Annotated in this window: 12 protein-coding genes and 1 pseudogene; 11 read left to right on the top strand and 2 right to left on the bottom strand. The window is 35.2% G+C overall.

Features of this window, described 5'->3' with window-relative positions; all coding sequences use genetic code 11:
- Both RTP52_RS20390 and rbr read left to right on the top strand, forming a co-directional pair.
- A pseudogene (locus RTP52_RS20390) lies at positions 1 to 1,444 on the top strand (acetyl-CoA carboxylase carboxyltransferase subunit alpha); the annotation flags it as partial.
- Positions 1,445 to 1,751: 307 nt separating this feature from the next.
- Positions 1,752 to 2,291, top strand: a complete 540-nt coding sequence (gene rbr, locus RTP52_RS10065) for a rubrerythrin (RefSeq protein ID WP_312104362.1) — start codon at positions 1,752 to 1,754, stop codon at positions 2,289 to 2,291.
- A 158-nt stretch (positions 2,292 to 2,449) separates the two neighbouring features.
- Here the strand turns inward: rbr and RTP52_RS10060 are convergent, their stop codons facing one another.
- Together RTP52_RS10060 and RTP52_RS10055 are read right to left on the bottom strand one after the other, a co-directional pair.
- Complete coding sequence (locus RTP52_RS10060) at positions 2,450 to 4,018, bottom strand: response regulator transcription factor (RefSeq protein WP_312370981.1); 1,569 nt, start codon at positions 4,016 to 4,018, stop codon at positions 2,450 to 2,452.
- Positions 4,015 to 5,829 (bottom strand): cache domain-containing sensor histidine kinase, encoded by a 1,815-nt coding sequence (locus tag RTP52_RS10055; protein ID WP_312370979.1) that lies wholly within the window; start codon positions 5,827 to 5,829, stop codon positions 4,015 to 4,017. The genes RTP52_RS10060 and RTP52_RS10055 overlap by 4 nt, the downstream gene beginning before the upstream one ends.
- Positions 5,830 to 6,156: 327 nt before the next feature.
- Between RTP52_RS10055 and RTP52_RS10050 the strand changes: the two genes are divergently transcribed.
- From RTP52_RS10050 to RTP52_RS10010, 9 genes are all read left to right on the top strand, one after another.
- Positions 6,157 to 7,047, top strand: coding sequence for a carbohydrate ABC transporter permease (locus RTP52_RS10050; RefSeq protein WP_312107070.1), 891 nt, complete (start codon positions 6,157 to 6,159; stop codon positions 7,045 to 7,047).
- 11 nt (positions 7,048 to 7,058) lie between these two features.
- Entirely contained in the window at positions 7,059 to 7,904 is an 846-nt protein-coding gene (locus tag RTP52_RS10045; protein WP_312107072.1) for a carbohydrate ABC transporter permease, read from the top strand.
- Between the two features lie 202 nt (positions 7,905 to 8,106).
- The gene (locus tag RTP52_RS10040; protein ID WP_312107073.1) at positions 8,107 to 9,501 is read left to right on the top strand and encodes an ABC transporter substrate-binding protein; all 1,395 of its coding nucleotides are present in this window, start codon (positions 8,107 to 8,109) and stop codon (positions 9,499 to 9,501) included.
- Positions 9,502 to 9,811: 310 nt separating this feature from the next.
- Positions 9,812 to 11,608, top strand: coding sequence for a glycoside hydrolase family 2 protein (locus RTP52_RS10035; protein WP_312370975.1), 1,797 nt, complete (start codon positions 9,812 to 9,814; stop codon positions 11,606 to 11,608).
- Between the two features lie 117 nt (positions 11,609 to 11,725).
- On the top strand, positions 11,726 to 13,471 hold the full coding sequence (locus tag RTP52_RS10030; RefSeq protein ID WP_312370973.1) for a S8 family peptidase: 1,746 nt from the start codon (positions 11,726 to 11,728) through the stop codon (positions 13,469 to 13,471).
- 272 nt (positions 13,472 to 13,743) lie between these two features.
- A complete protein-coding gene (locus tag RTP52_RS10025; RefSeq protein WP_312370971.1) occupies positions 13,744 to 14,982 on the top strand; it encodes a tetratricopeptide repeat protein in 1,239 nt (412 codons plus the stop codon).
- Between the two features lie 18 nt (positions 14,983 to 15,000).
- Positions 15,001 to 16,263 (top strand): GTPase HflX, encoded by a 1,263-nt coding sequence (gene hflX / locus RTP52_RS10020; RefSeq protein WP_312101763.1) that lies wholly within the window; start codon positions 15,001 to 15,003, stop codon positions 16,261 to 16,263.
- 268 nt (positions 16,264 to 16,531) lie between these two features.
- Positions 16,532 to 18,937: a ribonucleoside triphosphate reductase gene (locus RTP52_RS10015; protein WP_312370968.1), complete on the top strand. Its 2,406-nt coding sequence runs from the start codon at positions 16,532 to 16,534 to the stop codon at positions 18,935 to 18,937.
- 479 nt (positions 18,938 to 19,416) lie between these two features.
- A partial coding sequence (locus RTP52_RS10010) for a hypothetical protein (protein WP_312370965.1) occupies positions 19,417 to 20,307 on the top strand: 891 nt, incomplete at its 3' end.

The raw sequence follows: 20,307 nt of genomic DNA, 5'->3' as shown, positions 1-20,307 counted from the left end.
AATGGGAAGTATGGGTGGTGTAGTCGGTGAGAAAATCACAAGGCTAATAGAAAATGCAACAGAAAATCGTCAGCCGTTGATACTATTTTGCTGTTCAGGCGGAGCTAGAATGCAGGAGGGTATAATTTCTCTTATGCAGATGGCAAAAACAAGTGCAGCCCTAAAACGTCATTCGGATGCCGGATTAATTTATATTCCGATTCTTACAGATCCAACCACTGGTGGTGTCGTTGCAAGTTTTGCGATGCTTGGCGATGTAATTCTTGCAGAGCCTGGAGCATTAATTGGATTTGCAGGTCCACGTGTTATTGAGCAGACCATCGGTCAGAAGTTACCAGAAGGATTTCAACGTGCAGAGTTTTTATTAGAGCATGGATTTGTCGATAAAATTGTAAAACGCAGCCGTTTAAAACAAGTGTTATCTTTCTTAATAAAAACAAGTATGAACCCTAGTAATGAATCTCTCTATGAAGAGGAAGAACAAGTAGAGACGTCAGAACTAAATGAGTTCTAATAAGACTAGTGCGTAAAAATGAGGTGAGTTATGGAGAATAAAATATCTGCTTGGGAACGGGTGAAGATTGCAAGAGGAACGGAACGTCCAACAAGTATAGATTATATGAGTCATATTTTTGATCGTTTTTTAGAGTTGCATGGTGACCGCTATTGCAGAGATGATGGTGCAATTGTCGGTGGGATTGCGATGATTGACGGGATACCGGTTACTGTGATTGGGCAGCAAAAGGGTCGTAATATCAAGCAAAACATGAAACGTAATTTTGGTATGCCAAACCCAGAAGGATATCGTAAGGCACTTCGTCTAATGAAGCAGGCAGAAAAATTCCATCGTCCTGTCATATGCTTTGTTGATACCCCTGGAGCATTTTGTGGTATTGAGGCAGAGATGCGAGGGCAAGGAGAAGCCATTGCGAAGAATCTATATGAGATGTCTTCCTTAAAGACTCCAATCCTCTCCATAGTAATAGGGGAAGGCGGAAGTGGTGGAGCTCTAGCACTTGCTGTTGCAGATGAGGTTTGGATGCTAGAAAATGCAACGTATTCTATCCTATCTCCAGAAGGATTTGCTTCTATATTGTGGAAGGATAGTAAGAGAGCGGATGAAGCTGCAGCTATAATGAAAATAACAGCAGATGATTTATTAGAATTAAAGATTATTGATCAGGTATTCCCTGAATTATCGATAGAAGAGACAGAGAAAGAAGCGATGTTACTTTTGGGTGATGAATCTGAACCGGTTTCTGAATTTATTACTGATTTAGAGGAAAAGGATGAGGATAACGAAATTAAAGTTACTTTAAACACTGGTAACATGGAGCATGTTGCTTGGTCTTTAAAACAAGGTATCTTAGAATTCATAAAACGTTACTCGGATAAAGGGGAAACTCTTGTAGAAACCCGTTACCAAAGATTCCGTAAATATTAATCTTTGATAATCTGCAAAGAACAAAATTTTGCTATAGGTAAATAGGTTCCTATCATTATGATTCGTCTAATGATAACAACCTATTTATTTTTTTGCTCACGAAAAGGATTTCTATAATGAGTATCTATGAGTATCTAATATAAGGATTTCTATAATGAGTAACTTTCATATAATAAGGATCTACCATAAGGAATTTTATGATTAGTATCTACCATTGACATACTAATTTTTATAAGTTAGAATAAAAAGTAGGAATTTAATAATGATTCTCATTATATATTAATAAGATAGAAAGGATGGTAATATTATGGCAAATTTAAAAGGTACAAAAACAGAGGCAAACTTAAAAGCTGCATTCGCAGGAGAATCCGAAGCAAGAAACAAATACACTTATTTTGCAAGTAAGGCAAAAAAAGAAGGATATGAACAGATTGCTGCACTATTCTTAGAGACAGCGGAGAATGAGAAAGAGCATGCGAAGTTATGGTATAAGTTATTACATAACGGTATCGGTGATACTACACAGAATCTAAAAGATGCTGCAGCAGGTGAGAACTATGAGTGGACTGATATGTATGCAGGCTTTGCTAAGGAAGCAAGAGAAGAAGGCTTTGGTCACATCGCAGATTTATTTGAAGGTGTTGCAAAGATTGAGAAAGAACATGAGGAAAGATACCTAAAGCTTCTTGAGAATGTTGAGAAAGGTTTAGTATTCTCAAAGGATGGAGATGCTATCTGGCAGTGCAGAAATTGTGGGCATGTGATTATTGGTAAGGAAGCTCCACAGCTTTGTCCAGTTTGTGCACATCCACAGGCTTATTACCAGGTAAAAGCTGAAAACTATTAGGAATCGTTAAATTAGGATTTTAGGATTATTGAAGGAGCTGTCGTAAAATAGCTCACTAAAAATAATCAAAAAAAAGGTACTTTGATATGGTCTGTAAAAGCCATTTCAAGGTACCATTTTATGTTACAAATACTAATTCACTCTCAAATAGAGATTGATTACTTATATTCTCTAGCATCTCCTGGGGTAATTCCTGTGACCTTTTTATAAGCCCGATGGAAATAGCTAGGGCTTTCAAAGCCAACGATTCTTGATATCTCATGAATCGGACAGTCAGAATTTTTTAATAACTCCGTAGCTATATGAATACGCTTATTAAGAAGATATTCTGAAAACCCGATACCCATTTCATTTTTAAATAATCTGCTAAAATAATTGCTATTCATATTGATATAGCTTGCCATGTTTTCACAAGTTATCTCATCTCCGATATGAGTACTAATAAAGATAAGTACTTTTTTTATTTCTGGACGGCTAGACTTATTTTCTGGCTTGGAAAGCTGTTCAAACATACAATCAATCATATCGAAAAATATCTTTTTTAAATGGTCAAAAGTATCACCCTCCAAGGAGAAGGTACACAGATTGATTTGATATTTTTCAAGAAATAGTTTCATATCAATTTCTAAACGGCGTAAAAGTTGTTTCACAGAAGTGGAATCATATTTCTCTGATTCCAAACGGGAAAACAAATCCTCTGTATATTTCTTTAGGCGTATCTTATTTTGTAAACTTAAAAGATACTTAAAATCAGCTCCATATGTCTGATACAAATCGGAGATAGGATAAGCATCAAGGGTAGGCTTTAATATAATCTGTAAAGAACCGCTATAAAAATAATAGGAGCGGAGAACTTCGTTTTGCTTCAAGACTTTTCCAATGTCCTTCATGGAATGAAAAACACAACTAAAGCAGGCGGATAAAGGTAGGTGTAAAAAGGAAGTGGCATTGGATATTAATTTCTTAATTAGTTGCTGCATAGTATTTGTGGATACTAAGGTATCATCATAAAGAATTCCAATGGCACCTCTGTCATATGGGAAAAGGATAATTTCATCGCTATTCCCAATGGTTTCTTCCATTACATTTAAAAAAGCAAATTTTAGAAGGCTGTATTCTTTAATTGTGTGATCGGAGATGACACTTTCTAAGTTATCAATGTACATTGATATTATTCTCATGTTTTTTTCGGGAATTTTAAGATTCATCTTTTTCGCTTGATGAAGTATTTCCTGATCCTGTAATAGTATTCCTTCGGATATATCTGAGAAAAACTGTTCCAACAGAATGAATTTATTAGCTTTTAGTTTATGGATAGCGTCTTCAAAAGATGTTTGCTGTTGACGTTCCTCAACAAACTTTCTACGAAACTGTTCCAATGTATTAATCAAACTTTCTTTTGTAATAGTATGTTTTAGAATGTAATCATCTGCCTCTAATTTAATAGCTTCTCTAGCATAATTAAAATCTTCATTACAGCTGATGATAATACTTTTAATACCTGATTTATATTCTTTTGCTGATTTGATTAAGTCGAGACCATTCATTTTCGGCATTGTAATATCTGTGATTATCAAATCGGGTAATTTTTCTTTTACAATATTAAGTGCTTCTACTCCATTTTCTGCCTTACCTACAATAACGTATCCGTAATCTTCCCAAGTAATAATATGAAGTAAGCCATTTAACATTTCGATATCGTCTTCTACAATTATTGTTCGAATCAAATCGTTTCTTCCTTTCTATCATAATAGGAATCATGAAGCGGGAGCCATAATTCAACGGTTGTCCCTTGATTTACGCTACTGATTATTTTAATCCCATATTTTGTACCAAAATATAGTTTAATACGTTCGTCAATATTCTTAATTCCAATTCCTGAAAATTTAAACTCTTTTTTGCTTTTTCCATCGAGCGATGAATTAAGGTCCATTCCGGAACCATTATCTATGATTGAGAGAATCATAAACTGGTCATCTTTTCTGCTATTTATCTCAATAATTCCTTCGTTATCTATATTTTCAAATCCATGAATAATAGAATTTTCAACAATAGGCTGTAAGAGTAGTTTCGGAATATGGTAAGTCAAAAGTTCCTCTGGTAAATTACTGATTAGTTCAAATTGTGTAGAATGTCTCATCTGTATAATGAGGGCATAACTTTTTAAAGTATTAATTTCTTCCGAAATGGTAATCAGGTCATTCTCTTTTACTATTGTCATTCTTAGCAAGTTTGATAAAGCAAGGACCATATCTGCTACCTTTTGGGTATTATTATTGATGCCTGCCCATCGTATTGTATTAAGGGTATTGAATAAAAAATGCGGACTGATTTGAGATTGCAGGAATTTCATATCACTTTCTCGTTTCTTTTTTTCCTTCTCTTGATTATCCTGAATAAGCTTACTGATATTTTCTCGCATTATATAAAAGGTTTTTTCGAGAATTCCGATTTCATCCATACGATTTCCCTGCGGCTCTGCGATAGGAGTTTCAAAGTTGGTATCAAGCATTTTCTTACTTAATCTATGTATTGGATTAACTAGGTTTTTAGCAATTAAAGCAGATATAAATAAATATAACAAAATAAAAAAGAAGTTAAATATCAAAAGGCGATTTGTCGTTATTCGAAGCTGTTTTGTTATGGAATCATAAGACTTTACATCTATAATTGTCATAGAATCCAAGTGAGAATAAGAGATAATTTTCTTCGAGTCGCCTTTTGTAATAAAATAACCCTTAGGTTCTTCAGGGATGTTAGTACTTATAATATCTGAAAAGGTTTTACCAATCCACTCTGATTGGTTGGAGGAGATTACGATATTATTTTTATCTAATACTGCTCGTCTTGTCTGGAGTCGTTCACTGGAAGAAACGATTAAATTACTCAGTTCGATTTCTGGGATACTGATAATAAAAGTACCGTACAATTTCTTTCCTGAATTATCGTATATATTTTTTACTAGGGTTAAGATATACGGATAGGCTTTACTATCACTGTCAATATAGTTTTTATCAAGAAATTCCCAGATAAATCCGGGGGACTTATTCTGTAAGTTATTTGGCGTATATTTTTCAAGGAAAGTAGTAGAACTAGGGCCACTACTGCTCCAATTTGTATAACGGTTACCGGATTTTGTGATTACCGTAATGTAACATCTTGTACCTATCATATTATAAGCAATATTTTCAATAAAGCTGTTAAAGTTATTTATCCGCTCTAAATTTCTTAAGTTATTATCAGTTGTAATCATATTGCTGGTTAAGGATTTACTTTCATCTTCAATGAGATCTTTGATGCCTTTATCTGAATTTACAAACAATGCTATGGAGGTCATTCGTTTTAGTAGAGTATTAATATTATCGGAAGCCATTTGTAAAGAGCTCATGGTTTCAGAAGATAGTTGCCCAACAATCAGTTTTTTACTGGATTGTTCTGCAATTAGGTAGGAGGTTATTTGAGGTAATATTATGATAATAACGAAGGCAGCCAAGAGTTTTTTATAAATGCTGATATTTGATAATTTAAACCGTTCCATGTTACCTCTTTTCTGGTGCTTAAGCACTTTTATGGCAGGGATAAGATCGCGAAGCATACGTTTATTGTTTCGTAAAAACTTTACTCTTTATAAGCTTTAATTAGTATAGCACGTTTCATTTGAATGTGTAGTGGATTTTAATAAGAAGTAATTATTGGGCATAAGGAAGTAAGAAACGGACATTTTTTTAATGAAATTACCATGCTATGATGGATGTAGTTAGTTGATACACAGGCTTTCTGTACCATTGATGTTTCGTATACCATATTTTAAGAAAATTACATGGTATGGTTAGCTTGGAGAGATCAATGTAGGAAGGAGAAAGTTATGAAGAAAAAAATGAGTAAAGAAGCCCTGGCAGCCATACTTTTTCTTGCACCTAGTTTTTTGGGCTTTTTAGTCTTCTTTTTATTTCCAGTCCTGTTTTCGCTAGTATTAAGTTTTGTAAAGTGGGATATGGCATCCGGTATCAGCAACATAAAGTTTGTCGGATTAAAAAATTTCAAAATTATTTTTAAAGATATTTGGTTTACAGATTCTATGAAAAACAGTATTGTGTTTACTGTAACGACTGTTGTAATTGGAGTATCCATAGCCTTAATACTTGCAGTAATTTTGACAAGAGCAGCTTATTTTAAACGTACGCTTAAGGCAATGATGTTTTTACCGTATATATCAAGTACTGTAGCCATTGCAATTGTATGGATGATTGTTTTGCAACCGAAGTACGGTCCAGTAAATCAGTTTCTTCTCAGTATTGGGGTTAATAAGCCACCGAACTGGTTAGCTGATATGAAATGGGCGATGCCAGCATTAATTGCGATGTATATATGGCAAAATCTTGGTTATAACATGGTGGTTTATATCGCTGGTCTTAGTTCTGTACCTACTGATTTATACGAAGCAGCTGAAATTGATGGGGCAGGTGCGCTTAGCAAATTTAGGTTTATTACTATTCCGATGGTATCACCGACTACTTTCTTTTTAGTTATTATGGGAATTATTAATTCCTTTAAGGTATTTGATCAGGTCAATGTTCTTACTCAGGGAGGTCCTGGAACCTCTACTACGGTACTTGCTTTATATATCTATAGAGAGGCTTTTAAATTCTATGATATGGGCAGTGCTAGTTCCGCAGCTTGGATTATGTTTGTTATTATCTTTATAGTAACTATAATACAATGGATTGGACAGAAAAAATGGGTTACCTATGAGTAAGGAGAAAGAAAATGACGAATAAAGCAGTGACAAGAAAAAATATATTACGTATCGTTGCAACCATAGGTTTGGGAATTATGGCTCTAACAATGGTTCTCCCGCTACTATGGATGATTTCAGCTTCTATGAAAGTTGAGGCAGATGTATTTAAATATCCTGTGGAATGGATACCGAAAAGATTCAATGTCATAGAAAATTACAAAGAAGTTTGGAGTGGTAGATATAATTTCGGTATTTTTTATTTAAACTCCATTAAGGTTACTTTACTTACGACATTTCTACAGGTTTTAATTTCTGCCATGGGCGCTTATGCATTTTCAAAAATTGAATTTAAATTTCGAGATGGATTGTTTCTTCTTTATATCAGTATGATGATGATTCCTGATCAAGTAACGATTATACCGAAATTTATGATATTTCGATCTTTAAAGTTATTTGATAAGCATCTTGGATTGATATTACTTGGATCGTTTAGTATTTATGGTATGTTTTTATTAAAACAGTTTATGACGGCCATTCCGACAGCATTGTCTGAATCAGCAAAAATTGATGGTGCAGGTCATGGCAAAATATTTTTAAGAATTATACTTCCGGTTACGAAGCCAGCACTAGCAACTCTCGCAATGTTGAAATTTGTATGGACTTGGAATGATTATCAGAACCCTTTAATTTTCTTAAAAAGTGAAAAATTATATACCATACCACTTGGTATGACGAAATTTATGACGGAATACACAAGCTATTACTCTCTGATTATGGTTGCTGCAGTGTGTGCTATCATTCCTCTTCTCGTGGTCTTTTTATTTGGACAAAAATACATAATGGATGGAATGATGGTCGGAGCTGTAAAAGGATAGAGGTGTGAAGAGAATTTCTAAGGCGCCAAAAGACGCCACCTAAGAAATTCTAAAACTTCACACGGATATTTGTGCCTGCGTCGTCCTCAGCAAATATCTAGCCTAACGTGCAGATATTGTGCTGTCGCCCAAATTCGCAGGATTGCGACAAGATTTCTATGGAAGTAATAAAAATTTTAATATATTAAGGGAGGAATATTTTATGAAACGATTTTCAAAAGCATTAGCATTAATGCTAGGTATCACATTAGTATTTACTGGTTGTGGTGCGAAAAGCAGTAACAGTGATGCTGGTAGTAAAGACAACGGGGGAAATACCAACAACACTTCAACAGTGAAACCAACAGAAGCTGCAAAGACAGATCCAGGGAAGCAGAACACCATTGTAGTATATTCATGGGAAGCATCCTTAAAAGAGCAAAATGATAAGGTAATTGCAGCATTTGAAAGCAAATATCCTAACATTAAGGTTGATATGCAATATCCTGTTGAAAATGATAATGTGAAGTATACGGAGAAAGTGGATTTGCTTCTTCTCTCTGGTGAGAAAGTGGATGCAGTTCTAGAATCTTCTGTTGCAAAATGTGTTAGTAAAGTACAGAGAAATTTGTATCAACCATTGGATCAGTTTATTCAAGCAGAGGGAATTAACTATGATGACGTTTATAGTGTAAGCTCTCAGGTTGACGGAAGTTTCTATGCTTGTCCAATTGACGTTACACCATGGTTTATCATGATGAACAAAGATATGTTAGATGATGCTGGGCTTCCTGTACCAACAAGTTGGACTTGGGATGATTACAGAGAGTATGCGAAAAAGCTTACAAAAGGTAGTGGCCTTGATAAGATTTATGGCTCCTATTTCCACACATGGCAGAACTATGGATTAATGGGTGTATATTCAACAAAGATGGATAATGCTTATTATAAAACAGATGGATCTTTAAATTTTGATGACCCTAACTTAAAAGATTGGTTACAGTTTAGATCTGATATGGAAAATGTAGATGAAACTTCTGTGCCACTTATTGATATCAAAACATCCAATTTAGCTTATAGAAATGAATTTTTTGGTGAAAAAGTAGCTATGCTTCCAACTGGAACATGGATGTTAGCAGAAATTAAAGATGCTGAAAAATGGCCACATAATTTTAAAACTTGCTTTGCTCCACTTCCTACTTGGGGTAATGGTGTGGAAGGCCGTACTTTCTCCGATACCAAAATGTTCAGTATTCCGAAATCATCAAAATATCCAGAAGATGCATATAAATTTATCAGATTCTATACTACAGAGGGTGCTTATATTCGTGCAGGCGGTTTAACAGCAGAAAAGAATATGAATCTTGATACGATTTTACCATTCATAGTAGGTGAAAATCCAGATACATTATATGATATGGATTCCGTGAAAAATGTTTTAAAGAATCCTAAACTTGAGATGAATGCTCCAATGACAGCCCCTGGTTACAATGCTGAGATCGATTCCCTTTTTGTAGAAGAAATCGAAAAGTATCTTGTAGGTGGAGAAACATTAGATGATTGTATCAACAATCTAAACGAAAGAGGAAAAAATATTGTGGATAGCTTTGTTGAATAATCAAAACAAAGATTCTAGTAAGTAATAATTCATGACAAGGAAAAGTTCGCGAAGCGTGCTTTTTCTTGCCAAATTCAGAGGCAGGTTCTAAGGCCAGTTAAATGCTAAAGAACCTGCTTCCTTTATAATGATATGGAAATCTTTATATTTCATTAATATTTTATATAAAGTGTTATCATGCTTCAATTAATAGTTTCATAGTAAGATGTATCATGGAACTAAAGTTAGTGTAGAAACATTTTTTAAAATAGTGGATAGTTATATAGTTCACTGTACAGAGATAGTACCTGCGACCAAAAGTTTGCAGGTTATGGAAAGGTTGGGTATTAATATGATAAAAGAAGAAAACGGAACTTTTCAAGAATCAATCCATAAAGTTAATTATGAAGATTATTATAGAAGTAAAATGATAAAGAGTGATAGTTTATTTCTTGATTATTATAGAGACAAAGAATATTTAAATGGGACATGGAATTATGGAATCGATCAATATGATAACTGCCTTAGAGCAAAGTGGTTCGAAGAGGTTTATTTTGATGAAGATGGAAGACAGTATCCAGTGGATTTTAGTTTCGACACATGGGAAACCATGAAGGTACCATCCTGTTGGAATACTCAGTCGGAAAGAAATTTCCTATACGAGGGCAGCGTAGTATATACCCGAACCTTTCGCTACAAAAATCAAGGAGAAAAGAAAATCTTCCTTAAGTTTGGTGCAGTTAATTACGATGCCAAAGTATTTGTAAACAAACAATTTGTGGGAATGCATCAAGGTGGATCCACACCATTTGTAATTGAAGTGACAGGAATTTTATCGGATGATAATCGAATCATGGTAGTTGCAAATAATACAAGAAAGCGGACCAATGTACCTTGTGAAAATACGGATTGGTTTAATTATGGGGGAATTTATCGTGATGTTGAGATAATTCGTATGCCAGAATCCTTTATAAAAGATGCATTTTTATATCTTCTTCCAGATGGAAGTTATGAAAAGATAGCAGGAAAAATCACTCTGGAGGGAAGTAGTACCAACAGCAGTGTTCAATTAGAAATTAAAGAATTACAGATGAATCAAGTGTTTGAAGTAAAGGATGGTGTGGTTGAGTTTCAACTAAAGGCGCATCCTGAACTTTGGTCCACTGAAAATCCAAAACTTTATGATGTGATTTTGCGCTACGGAGAGGACTGTGTCAAAGAAAAAATTGGATTCCGTGAAATTAAAGTTTATGGAACAGATATCTATTTAAACGGAAAGAAGATATTGCTAAAAGGTATCAGCGCACATGAGGAAAGTGTTATCAATGGGAAGGCAGTAACAGAAGACGAAATCAGAGAGAACTTCCGTTTGGCAAAAGAGATGAACTGTAATTACATGAGGCTGGCACATTATCCACACTCAGAAAAGGCAGCACGTATTGCAGATGAAATTGGTATTATGCTATGGGAGGAGATTCCTGTTTATTGGGCTATCGAATTTGATAATCCAGATACCTATGCAGATGCATCAAATCAACTTTCTGAATTGATTCTAAGAGATAGAAATAGAGCAAGTGTAATTATCTGGTCAGTAGGTAATGAAAATGCAGATTCTGATGCACGGCTTAGATTTATGAGTAATTTAGTGAATAAAGCAAGAGAGCTTGATTCCACAAGAATGATCTCCGCAGCTTGCCTAGTAGACCTTAAACAACTTTGTATTGCTGATCGATTGGCTGATATTATTGATATTATAGGTCTTAACGAATATTTTGGTTGGTATGAACCAGATTTTACAAAGTTAATCAAGATATTTGAAAATAGTAAACCAGATAAACCTGTCATTATTAGTGAATTTGGAGCAGATGCAAGAGCTGGTGCAAGGGGAACCGAGGATGATTTGTACACAGAAGACAGACAGCTTAAAATTTACCGTGATCAAATTGAAACACTGAGTAAAATAAGCTATATCAAAGGAATTAGCCCTTGGATTTTGTTTGATTTTAGGTGTCCGAGAAGACTTCATACGATGCAACATTACTATAATATAAAAGGACTGCTCTCTGCAGATAAAAGCTATAAAAAGCCTGCCTTTTTCTTAATGAAGGAGTTTTATAGTAATTGGTAAAATAAGTTAATAAAAGTTGAAGCCGTTTGTTGACGAGTGGCTTCGACTTTTTGTTTTAGTGGTAAAAGTAGTAAAATAAGAATATATTAGAGATAAGAGTTAAAACCAGAGGATAGCATGAATAGCGGAAAAGCAGATAATCAGCTGAATTTGGCACTAGATGTATCAAATCGTGATCGAGAGCAGACACAGGATTTGGATGTTGGGTATGATCCAGAAACAAGACAGTGGGAATTAATAGTCAGATTTAATAGTAGCCTGCAAAGGGTAGCAGATGAACTGGGATTTAAATTCGTAGAATTATTAGGTGGTTATGCGATTATTACCATTGCTCAGGATAAAATTGACCGATTGGTTGGATATAGTGAGATTGAATTTATCGAAAAACCGAAACAGTTAACCTTCGAAGTAACGGAGGGAAAGGCGGCTTCTTGCATCACAGCAGTACAGGCTCCACCGTTTAATCTATCTGGAGAAGGTGTAATTGTTGCAGTGCTTGATTCTGGAATTGATTATGCCCATCCAGACTTTAGAAAAGCAGATGGAAAGACAAGGATAATCGGTATTTGGGATCAAACAATTCAGCCTACTGGGGATCGAAAACCTCCAGAAGGTTTCGTTGACGGAACCTTGTACACGGAGGAGGATATTAATGCTGCTTTGGCAGTTTACAATATGTCGGAGCGAATGAGACTAGTACCGAGTACGGACTTATCGGGGCACGGTACTCATGTTACTGGAATTGCTGCCGGATCCGGATCTACTGATGGCAGGTATCGTGGAGTTGCATCTAAAAGTGATATTTTGGTTGTAAAATTGGGAAATCCAGTTAGCCAATCGTTTCCAAAGACATCACAACTTATGACAGGTGTAGATTTTGCAATAAAGACTGCGCTTGCAAGAAAACAACCATTAGCGATTAATATTAGTTTTGGTAATAACTATGGATCTCATGATGGTAATGCGATCGTAGAAACATATATAGATACGGCGGCTAATTACTGGAAAACCAGTATCGTCGTTGGAACTGGAAATGAGGGAAGTAGTAGGACACATACCGCTGGTGTCTTAAGTCCAAATGTAAATGCAGTCGTTGAACTAGCAATCGGAGAAGGAGAAACTTCTATTAACATACAGATTTGGAAGAATTATTTCGATGAGTTTGATATCTCTTTGGTTCATCCAAGCGGTGATGTAGTTGGACCGATTCCTTCTATTCTTGGCTCCCAACAATTCCAATTAAGACAAACAAAGATACTACTTTATTATGGAAAGCCTATTCCTTCAAATAAAGCGCAAGAAATTTACATTGAATTAATTCCAGTAGGGCAATTATTAATACCTGGAATCTGGAAGATTACACTGACGCCTAAGAGAATTATCGTTGGCAATTATAACTTGTGGCTTCCTTCTTCGGGAGTATTAAGCGGTCAAACTGGATTTTTAAGGCCTACCCCAGAGACTACATTAACGATACCATCTACTGCATCAGGAGTTATTAGTGTAGGTGCCTATGATTCGAATACGAACAGTCTTGCATATTTTTCAGGGCGTGGATTTACCAGAAGTGATTTAGCTGTGAAACCGGATTTGGTTGCTCCTGGTGTCGACATTATTTCAGCATCTCCAGGGGGTGGGTATACTGTTCGTTCCGGTACCTCCATGGCAACTCCATTTGTTACAGGATCAGTTGCACTTTTAATGGAATGGGGGATTGTGAAAGGGAACGACTTATATCTTTATGGTGAAAAGATGAAAGCTTACTTAATCAGTGGAGCAAAGCACCTTCCAGCTTTCAAAGATTACCCAAATCCTACAGTTGGGTGGGGAGCTCTTTGCGTCAGAGATAGCTTACCTATATAAAAATTTCAAAACAAAATCATAAAAGAACTATAAATGTTTTTTTTATTAACATTTATAGTTCTTTATAGTTCTAAATACTCTGATTAGAAGTCATGCAATCCAAATGTTTGCCATCTGCGATAAGAATTTAGAGGAAGTTCCTTAAGGGAAGGGGAGACTTCTTTTAGGAAGGCTTCTTTTGTCCCTTTTTTCATTACTACCCTTGTGTATGGTAGGAAAAAATTATATAATGACAATAATCGTTAACCTAAGGTAAATGGAGGATGGATACATTGAGGAAGAAAAAAGCATTACTAGCGGTATTATGTTTATCGCTTGTTTTAAGCGGCTGTGGGCTAAGTAAGGCAAATCGAAGTTATAGCAAAGCGATGTCCTATTATGATGCTGGAGAATATGATAAGGCTGAGAAAAGTTTTATAGATGCTATTAAAGCAAATCCGGATAAAGCAGAGTTTTATTTAGATTATGGTTTTACATTGATTAAGCTCTCACGATATGAAGATGCCATTAAAGAATTTGAAAGCATAATTATGGAGAAAGAAATAGCTATCGTAAAACAAAACAACAAGAAAGCTTATCGTGGAATTGGTATCGCAAATTTATATGCACAATCTTATGAAGAGGCTATAAGAAATTTTGATTTAGCACTTGGGATATCAGAAGAGAAAGACTTAAATACTGATATTTTATATTACAAAGGAAATGCACTAGAGAGAAGTGGAAATCTTGAGGAAGCATCTAAAATCTATACAGAAATTTTAGAGACCAAAAAAGATGATGCTGCGATTTATAATGCGAGAGCGAATATTAATAGAATTCTTGGTAATTATGAAGAGAGTATCAAAGACTATGATAAAGCAATAGAAATTTCTAAGGGTGATTTTGATCTTTATTTTGGAAAATATGCAGCGTTAAAAGAACTCTCCCGTACCTCCGAGGCAGAAGAAGTACTAAAGATTGCAGCTGAGCTTCCAGTCCACTCAGAGAGAGATAGCTTTGAGCTTGCGAAGGTTTATTTTTATCAAAAAAATTATGAACATGCAAAGCTACAATTAGAACAGTCATTAAAAAATGGTTTTATAGATGCAAATTACTTTCTAGGAGAAATAAGTATAGAAGAAGGTGATTTTAAGCAAGCGATCACGTACTTTGAGACCTTTGAGGAACAAAAAGGTATGGTATCTGCAATGTTTTATAATCAACTTCTAACCTGTTATCTTAATGAGGAAGAGTATGATAAGGCAAAGGATTGTCTAAAGAAGGCAAAAAAATACTCAGATGTAACGATTGAACAGCAACTTTTAAGAAACGAGATTATACTATTAGAAAAGACTGGAAACTTTAACGAAGCATACGAGAAGATGAAAAAGTATCTGGATCGTTACCCAGACGATGTGGATGCAAAAAAAGACGCTACCTTCTTAAAAACTAGAGTAGAGGGTGCTAGTAAGGAAACGAATACAAACAAATCTGAGCAAGTAGAAACATCTGGATCAGTAAAGAAACCATAAGGAGGACAGCCTATAGTTATGTCAGAATTATATGAGATAAAAGAAGAGAAAGAAAAAGTGATTCTGGTTGCCGTCAGCGAAAATGATAATGATGATACCGAGGAGTCAGTAGATGAGCTTGTGGAGCTTGTAGATACTGCAGGTGCCATAACCGTTGGAAGAATCATTCAAAATCGTGAGAGCATTCATCCTGGAACTTACGTTGGTAAGGGAAAGATTGAAGAAATCCGTCTTCTGATTGAACAGTTAGGTGCCACAGGAATTATCTGTGATGATGAATTATCTCCTGCTCAATTAAGAAACCTTGAAGATGCACTGCAGGCAAAGGTAATGGATCGTACTATGATAATACTAGATATCTTTGCCCAGCATGCAAGTACAAGGGAGGGTAAGATTCAAGTTGAATTGGCACAGTTAAAATACCGTTCTACCAGGTTAATTGGTATGAGAAACTCCTTATCAAGACTGGGTGGTGGTATTGGGACTAGAGGTCCTGGTGAAAAGAAACTTGAGATTGACCGTCGTTTAATTAAGGATAGAATTGCTCAATTAAATCGGGAATTAGATGATATCAAGAAAAACAGAGAAGTTGCACGTTCTCTTCGTATGAAAAATCCTATTCCGGTTGTTGCAATTGTAGGTTATACCAACGCCGGTAAATCAACACTACTAAATCGTCTTACTGAGGCCGATGTGTTAGAGGCCAATATGCTCTTTGCGACACTTGATCCCACCACTAGAAATCTAGTATTAGAAAGTGGGCAGCAGGTATTATTAACCGATACCGTTGGTTTTATTAGAAAGTTACCCCACCATTTGATTGATGCGTTCCGTTCTACTTTAGAAGAAGCAAAGTATGCCGATATCATCGTACATGTTGTGGATGCTTCGAATCCTCAGGCCTATAAACAGATGCATATTGTTTATGAAACATTAAAAAAGCTACAGGTAACAGATAAAACGGTGATTACTGTCTTTAATAAACAAGATCTTGTTCAAGAGGAAGAACCAATGAAGGATTTAAAAGCAGATAAGACCGTAAAAATTTCTGCAAAAAATGGAGTTGGTGTAGTAGAACTTCTAAATCTAATTGAAGAAGTATTACGAGAGGCAAAAGTATTATTAGAGCATATATTTTCTTACCAAGAAGCGGGGAGCATACAGCTTATCCGTAAGTATGGGCAGCTGTTAGAAGAGGAATATCAAGAAGGCGGTATTTTTGTAAAAGCTTATGTACCGAAGGATATTGCAAACCAATTGGTACGGAGTAAACAAGAATAAGCTTGGAGCAATTATAGCAACAAAATTTTTAATAAAATAATAAAAAATAGATTATATTGTGTTAGTAAAAAGTCCGTAGGTGAGCGAAACATAACGAAAACCGTGTGTTTAAGCTATTTTACGGACTTTTTTTGCGAACACAATGAAACACAATATGTAGTGGTAGGACTAAAATCTTAAAATATATGTTGTAGTTAGCCTTGACGTTGCTATTGCTTTCTGATAGAATTTATTATTGAACAATCTAGGTAGGAAGGGAGAAGTACACATGATTAAAGTTGTGAAACGGGACGGTGAAATTGCCGAATTTGCGCTTTCAAAAATCAGTAGTGCCATTGCAAAAGCATTCAATGCTACGCAAAAACTTTATAACGAGGATATCATTAATTTGTTGTCTTTGCGTGTTACATCAGATTTTCAAACCAAGTTGAAAGACAGTACGGTTACGGTAGAAGATATTCAAGATAGTGTGGAGCATGTACTTGAACAATCTGGGTATACCGATGTGGCAAAAGCCTATATTCTTTATCGAAAGAATAGGGAAAAAATACGTAATATGAAATCTACCATTTTAGATTATAAGGAAATTGTAGATATGTACGTGAAAGAGGAAGACTGGAGAGTAAAAGAAAACTCTACGGTTACTTACTCTGTTGGAGGATTAATTCTACATAATTCTGGAGCGATCACTGCAAATTATTGGTTGTCAGAGATTTACGATGAAGAAATTGCAAATGCCCATCGTAACGCAGACATACATATTCATGATTTGTCCATGTTAACAGGATACTGTGCAGGTTGGTCTTTAAAACAACTTATTAAAGAAGGGCTTGGTGGAATTCCAGGTAAAATTACCTCATCTCCGGCAAAGCACCTTTCCACCTTATGTAACCAGATGGTTAATTTCTTAGGGATCATGCAGAACGAATGGGCAGGAGCCCAAGCTTTTTCCTCTTTTGATACTTACCTAGCTCCATTTGTTAAAGTAGATAATTTAAGTTATGAAGAAGTAAAGCAATGTATTCAATGCTTTATTTATGGAGTAAATACTCCAAGTCGTTGGGGAACACAAGCACCATTCTCCAATATTACGTTAGACTGGACAGTTCCTAATGATTTAGCGGAACTGCCATGTATCGTCGGCGGAAAAGAGATGGATTTTAAATATAAGGATTGTAAGAAAGAGATGGATTTAGTAAACAAAGCCTTCATAGAAATTATGATCGAAGGTGATGCGAACGGACGTGGTTTCCAATATCCAATTCCTACTTACTCCATAACAAAAGATTTTGATTGGTCAGACACAGAGAATAATCAATTATTATTTGAGATGACTGCAAAGTATGGTACCCCTTATTTCTCTAATTATATAAACTCTGATATGGAACCAAGTGATGTTCGTTCCATGTGCTGTCGTCTAAGACTTGATTTACGTGAGTTACGTAAAAAGACGGGTGGTTTCTTTGGTAGCGGTGAAAGCACTGGCTCTGTTGGTGTTGTTACCATTAATATGCCACGTATTGCATATGTATCTGCGAATCAGGCGGAATTTTATCAAAGACTTGATCGTATGATGGATATCTCCGCAAGATCCTTAAAGGTGAAGAGAAAAGTAATCACGAAATTATTAGAAGAAGGATTATATCCATACACGAAACGTTATCTAGGAACCTTTGAAAATCATTTCTCTACCATTGGACTGATTGGTATGAATGAAGTAGGACTGAATGCAAAATGGCTTGGTAAAGATATGACAGATAAGAAAACTCAGCAATTTTCTGTAGAAGTGTTAAATCACATGAGAGAGCGTCTTGGCGATTATCAGGTAGAATTCGGAGATTTATATAATCTAGAAGCAACACCAGCGGAATCAACCAGCTATCGTCTTGCAAAACATGATAGAAAACGTTGGTCGGATATTAAGACTGCAGGAAATGAAGGAGATACCCCGTATTATACGAATAGTTCCCATCTTCCAGTAGATTACACAGACGATGTTTTTTCTGCACTTGATGTGCAAGACCAATTACAAACATTATATACTTCTGGCACCGTATTCCATGCCTTTTTAGGTGAAAAGTTACCGGATTGGGAAGCAGCTGCAAAATTAGTTCGTACGATTTCAGAAAACTATAAATTACCTTATTATACGATGTCGCCAACCTATTCGATCTGTAAAAATCATGGATATATTAAAGGTGAAAGCTTTGTATGTCCAGAATGTGGTGAAAAAGCGGAGGTATATAGTAGAATTACTGGATACTATAGACCAGTACAAAACTGGAATGAAGGAAAATCACAGGAATATAAAAATAGAGTAGAGTATAATTTAACTCATGCATTAAATACCGGTGATTTGCTTAGTGCGAATAAAGTTATTGAAGAGGCTGCGGTTACATTAAATCTTGATGATAACGAGACTTATATGTCAAAGGATGGATGTTATTTATTTACTACAAAAACATGTCCAAATTGTAAATTAGCAAAAGGATATTTGGATGGTTTTAATTATCAGGTAATTGATGCTGAAGAATATATGGAATTAGCAAAGCAGTATCATATTATGCAAGCACCTACTTTATTAGTTGTAAAAGAGGGTATAGCAACCAGATATGTGAATGCTTCGAACATAAAGCAATATGTGGATGCTGAAACCTCATATGTTATGCAATAATTACCGAACAATAAAGCAATAGGACATCGTGATAGAATATATTAGTATAAGTGAAAGATACAATCATTTATTAGTGATTGTATCTTTCTTAAGCTCTATATCAAGTCTTGAGTATGATTATTATCGATCATGCTCCATTTCTGGATGTAGAGCTATATTTTTAACTATATATAACTGCAGAGTAGTGATATAAAATGCTCGAAGAGACGGGGTAGTGTTTCGGCTTCAAGATATGGATATAGGAAATATTGTAAAAAATACTGTAAGAACCTAAAAACTAAGCCTCAATATATGACTAATTGGCTAATATTGTTACACTTATAGGCCAAAAGTCACAGAAAAAATTGATTTTTATTTTCCATATGTTATAATAAGGAAGTATCAGAAAGAAAATTCCAGTACATTTTTTACATATTTAAATAAAGAAATTGGATTGACTTGGTGATTTTGTAATATCATTATCCCTAAGAGGTGAGCAAATGGAAGATAATAAGATACTGACAAGAGGAGCATATGTGGGATGTGCTACTTTCGATAGTGACTTTCGTATCAGGGTTGGAGACGAAGGGATCTATCGAATTATTGACGAAGAGAAATGCTATCCTTATTCTCTTCTCCTGTTAATGCATGAAGAGGAACAGGAAGACTTTTGCCTCGTTGTCCAGAATTTAAAGGAAAATGAAGTACAAAATGGAACCTTACATATTCGACTTGAGGATGGACAGTTTTATATTGCGTATTATGTCTTAGAGAATCAAAGGATTCTATACATGGACGAAGTTCTATATCAAATACGTTTTTATAATATCATGTCATTTCAACAAGTAGTAGCAAAACAAGAGTGTGAGATTATGGATTATCGAACCATCTTAAGTTTAACTCCTAATCTCTATTTTTCGTATGATGTGAATACAACAGATTTTACATGTTATTGGATGAGTGGGAATCAAGAGATAATAGCTACGCAAAAACCTCTACTTTTATGGAAAAAAGAAGTATTAGACAATGGTTATGTGAAAGAGACGGAAAAAACCATTCTTACCAGTATGTGTGTAGATTTAATGGCGGGAACATCGAACTTTTATTACCAACTTATCAATAGTATCTTAACAAAAGGAAAAGAAGTAGTTCGTTGGGTTATTCGAGCTAGCGCAGTTCATGAAAGGATGAAGCTGGCAAAAATCGTTGGTGTTATAGAAGTTGAGAAGTTAACGAAAGATGTAAAAGAAGATTTCTTTTACGATCTGTTGAATCGGGATGCGCTTACAGGCTTATTAAATAAGAGAGCGATAACTCAGCTTGCTGAGCAAAAGATTCAATATGCTGGTAAGGATAAGTTCCGCTTTTTAATCTTAGATGTTGATAACTTT

The sequence above is a fragment of the Lachnoclostridium sp. genome (assembly GCF_031997925.1).
GTDB lineage: Bacteria > Bacillota > Clostridia > Lachnospirales > Lachnospiraceae > Lachnoclostridium.
This window is presented reverse-complemented; position numbering and strand designations above follow the sequence as displayed.

Excerpts from the sequence above, each read along its gene's own strand:
- rbr (WP_312104362.1), top strand. The coding sequence starts at position 1,752 with ATGGCAAATTTAAAAGGTACAAAAACAGAGGCAAACTTAAAAGCTGCA.
- RTP52_RS10055 (WP_312370979.1), bottom strand. The coding sequence starts at position 5,829 with ATGGAACGGTTTAAATTATCAAATATCAGCATTTATAAAAAACTCTTG.
- RTP52_RS10050 (WP_312107070.1), top strand. The coding sequence starts at position 6,157 with ATGAAGAAAAAAATGAGTAAAGAAGCCCTGGCAGCCATACTTTTTCTT.
- RTP52_RS10045 (WP_312107072.1), top strand. The coding sequence starts at position 7,059 with ATGACGAATAAAGCAGTGACAAGAAAAAATATATTACGTATCGTTGCA.
- RTP52_RS10040 (WP_312107073.1), top strand. The coding sequence starts at position 8,107 with ATGAAACGATTTTCAAAAGCATTAGCATTAATGCTAGGTATCACATTA.
- RTP52_RS10035 (WP_312370975.1), top strand. The coding sequence starts at position 9,812 with ATGGAAAGGTTGGGTATTAATATGATAAAAGAAGAAAACGGAACTTTT.
- RTP52_RS10030 (WP_312370973.1), top strand. The coding sequence starts at position 11,726 with ATGAATAGCGGAAAAGCAGATAATCAGCTGAATTTGGCACTAGATGTA.
- hflX (WP_312101763.1), top strand. The coding sequence starts at position 15,001 with ATGTCAGAATTATATGAGATAAAAGAAGAGAAAGAAAAAGTGATTCTG.
- RTP52_RS10015 (WP_312370968.1), top strand. The coding sequence starts at position 16,532 with ATGATTAAAGTTGTGAAACGGGACGGTGAAATTGCCGAATTTGCGCTT.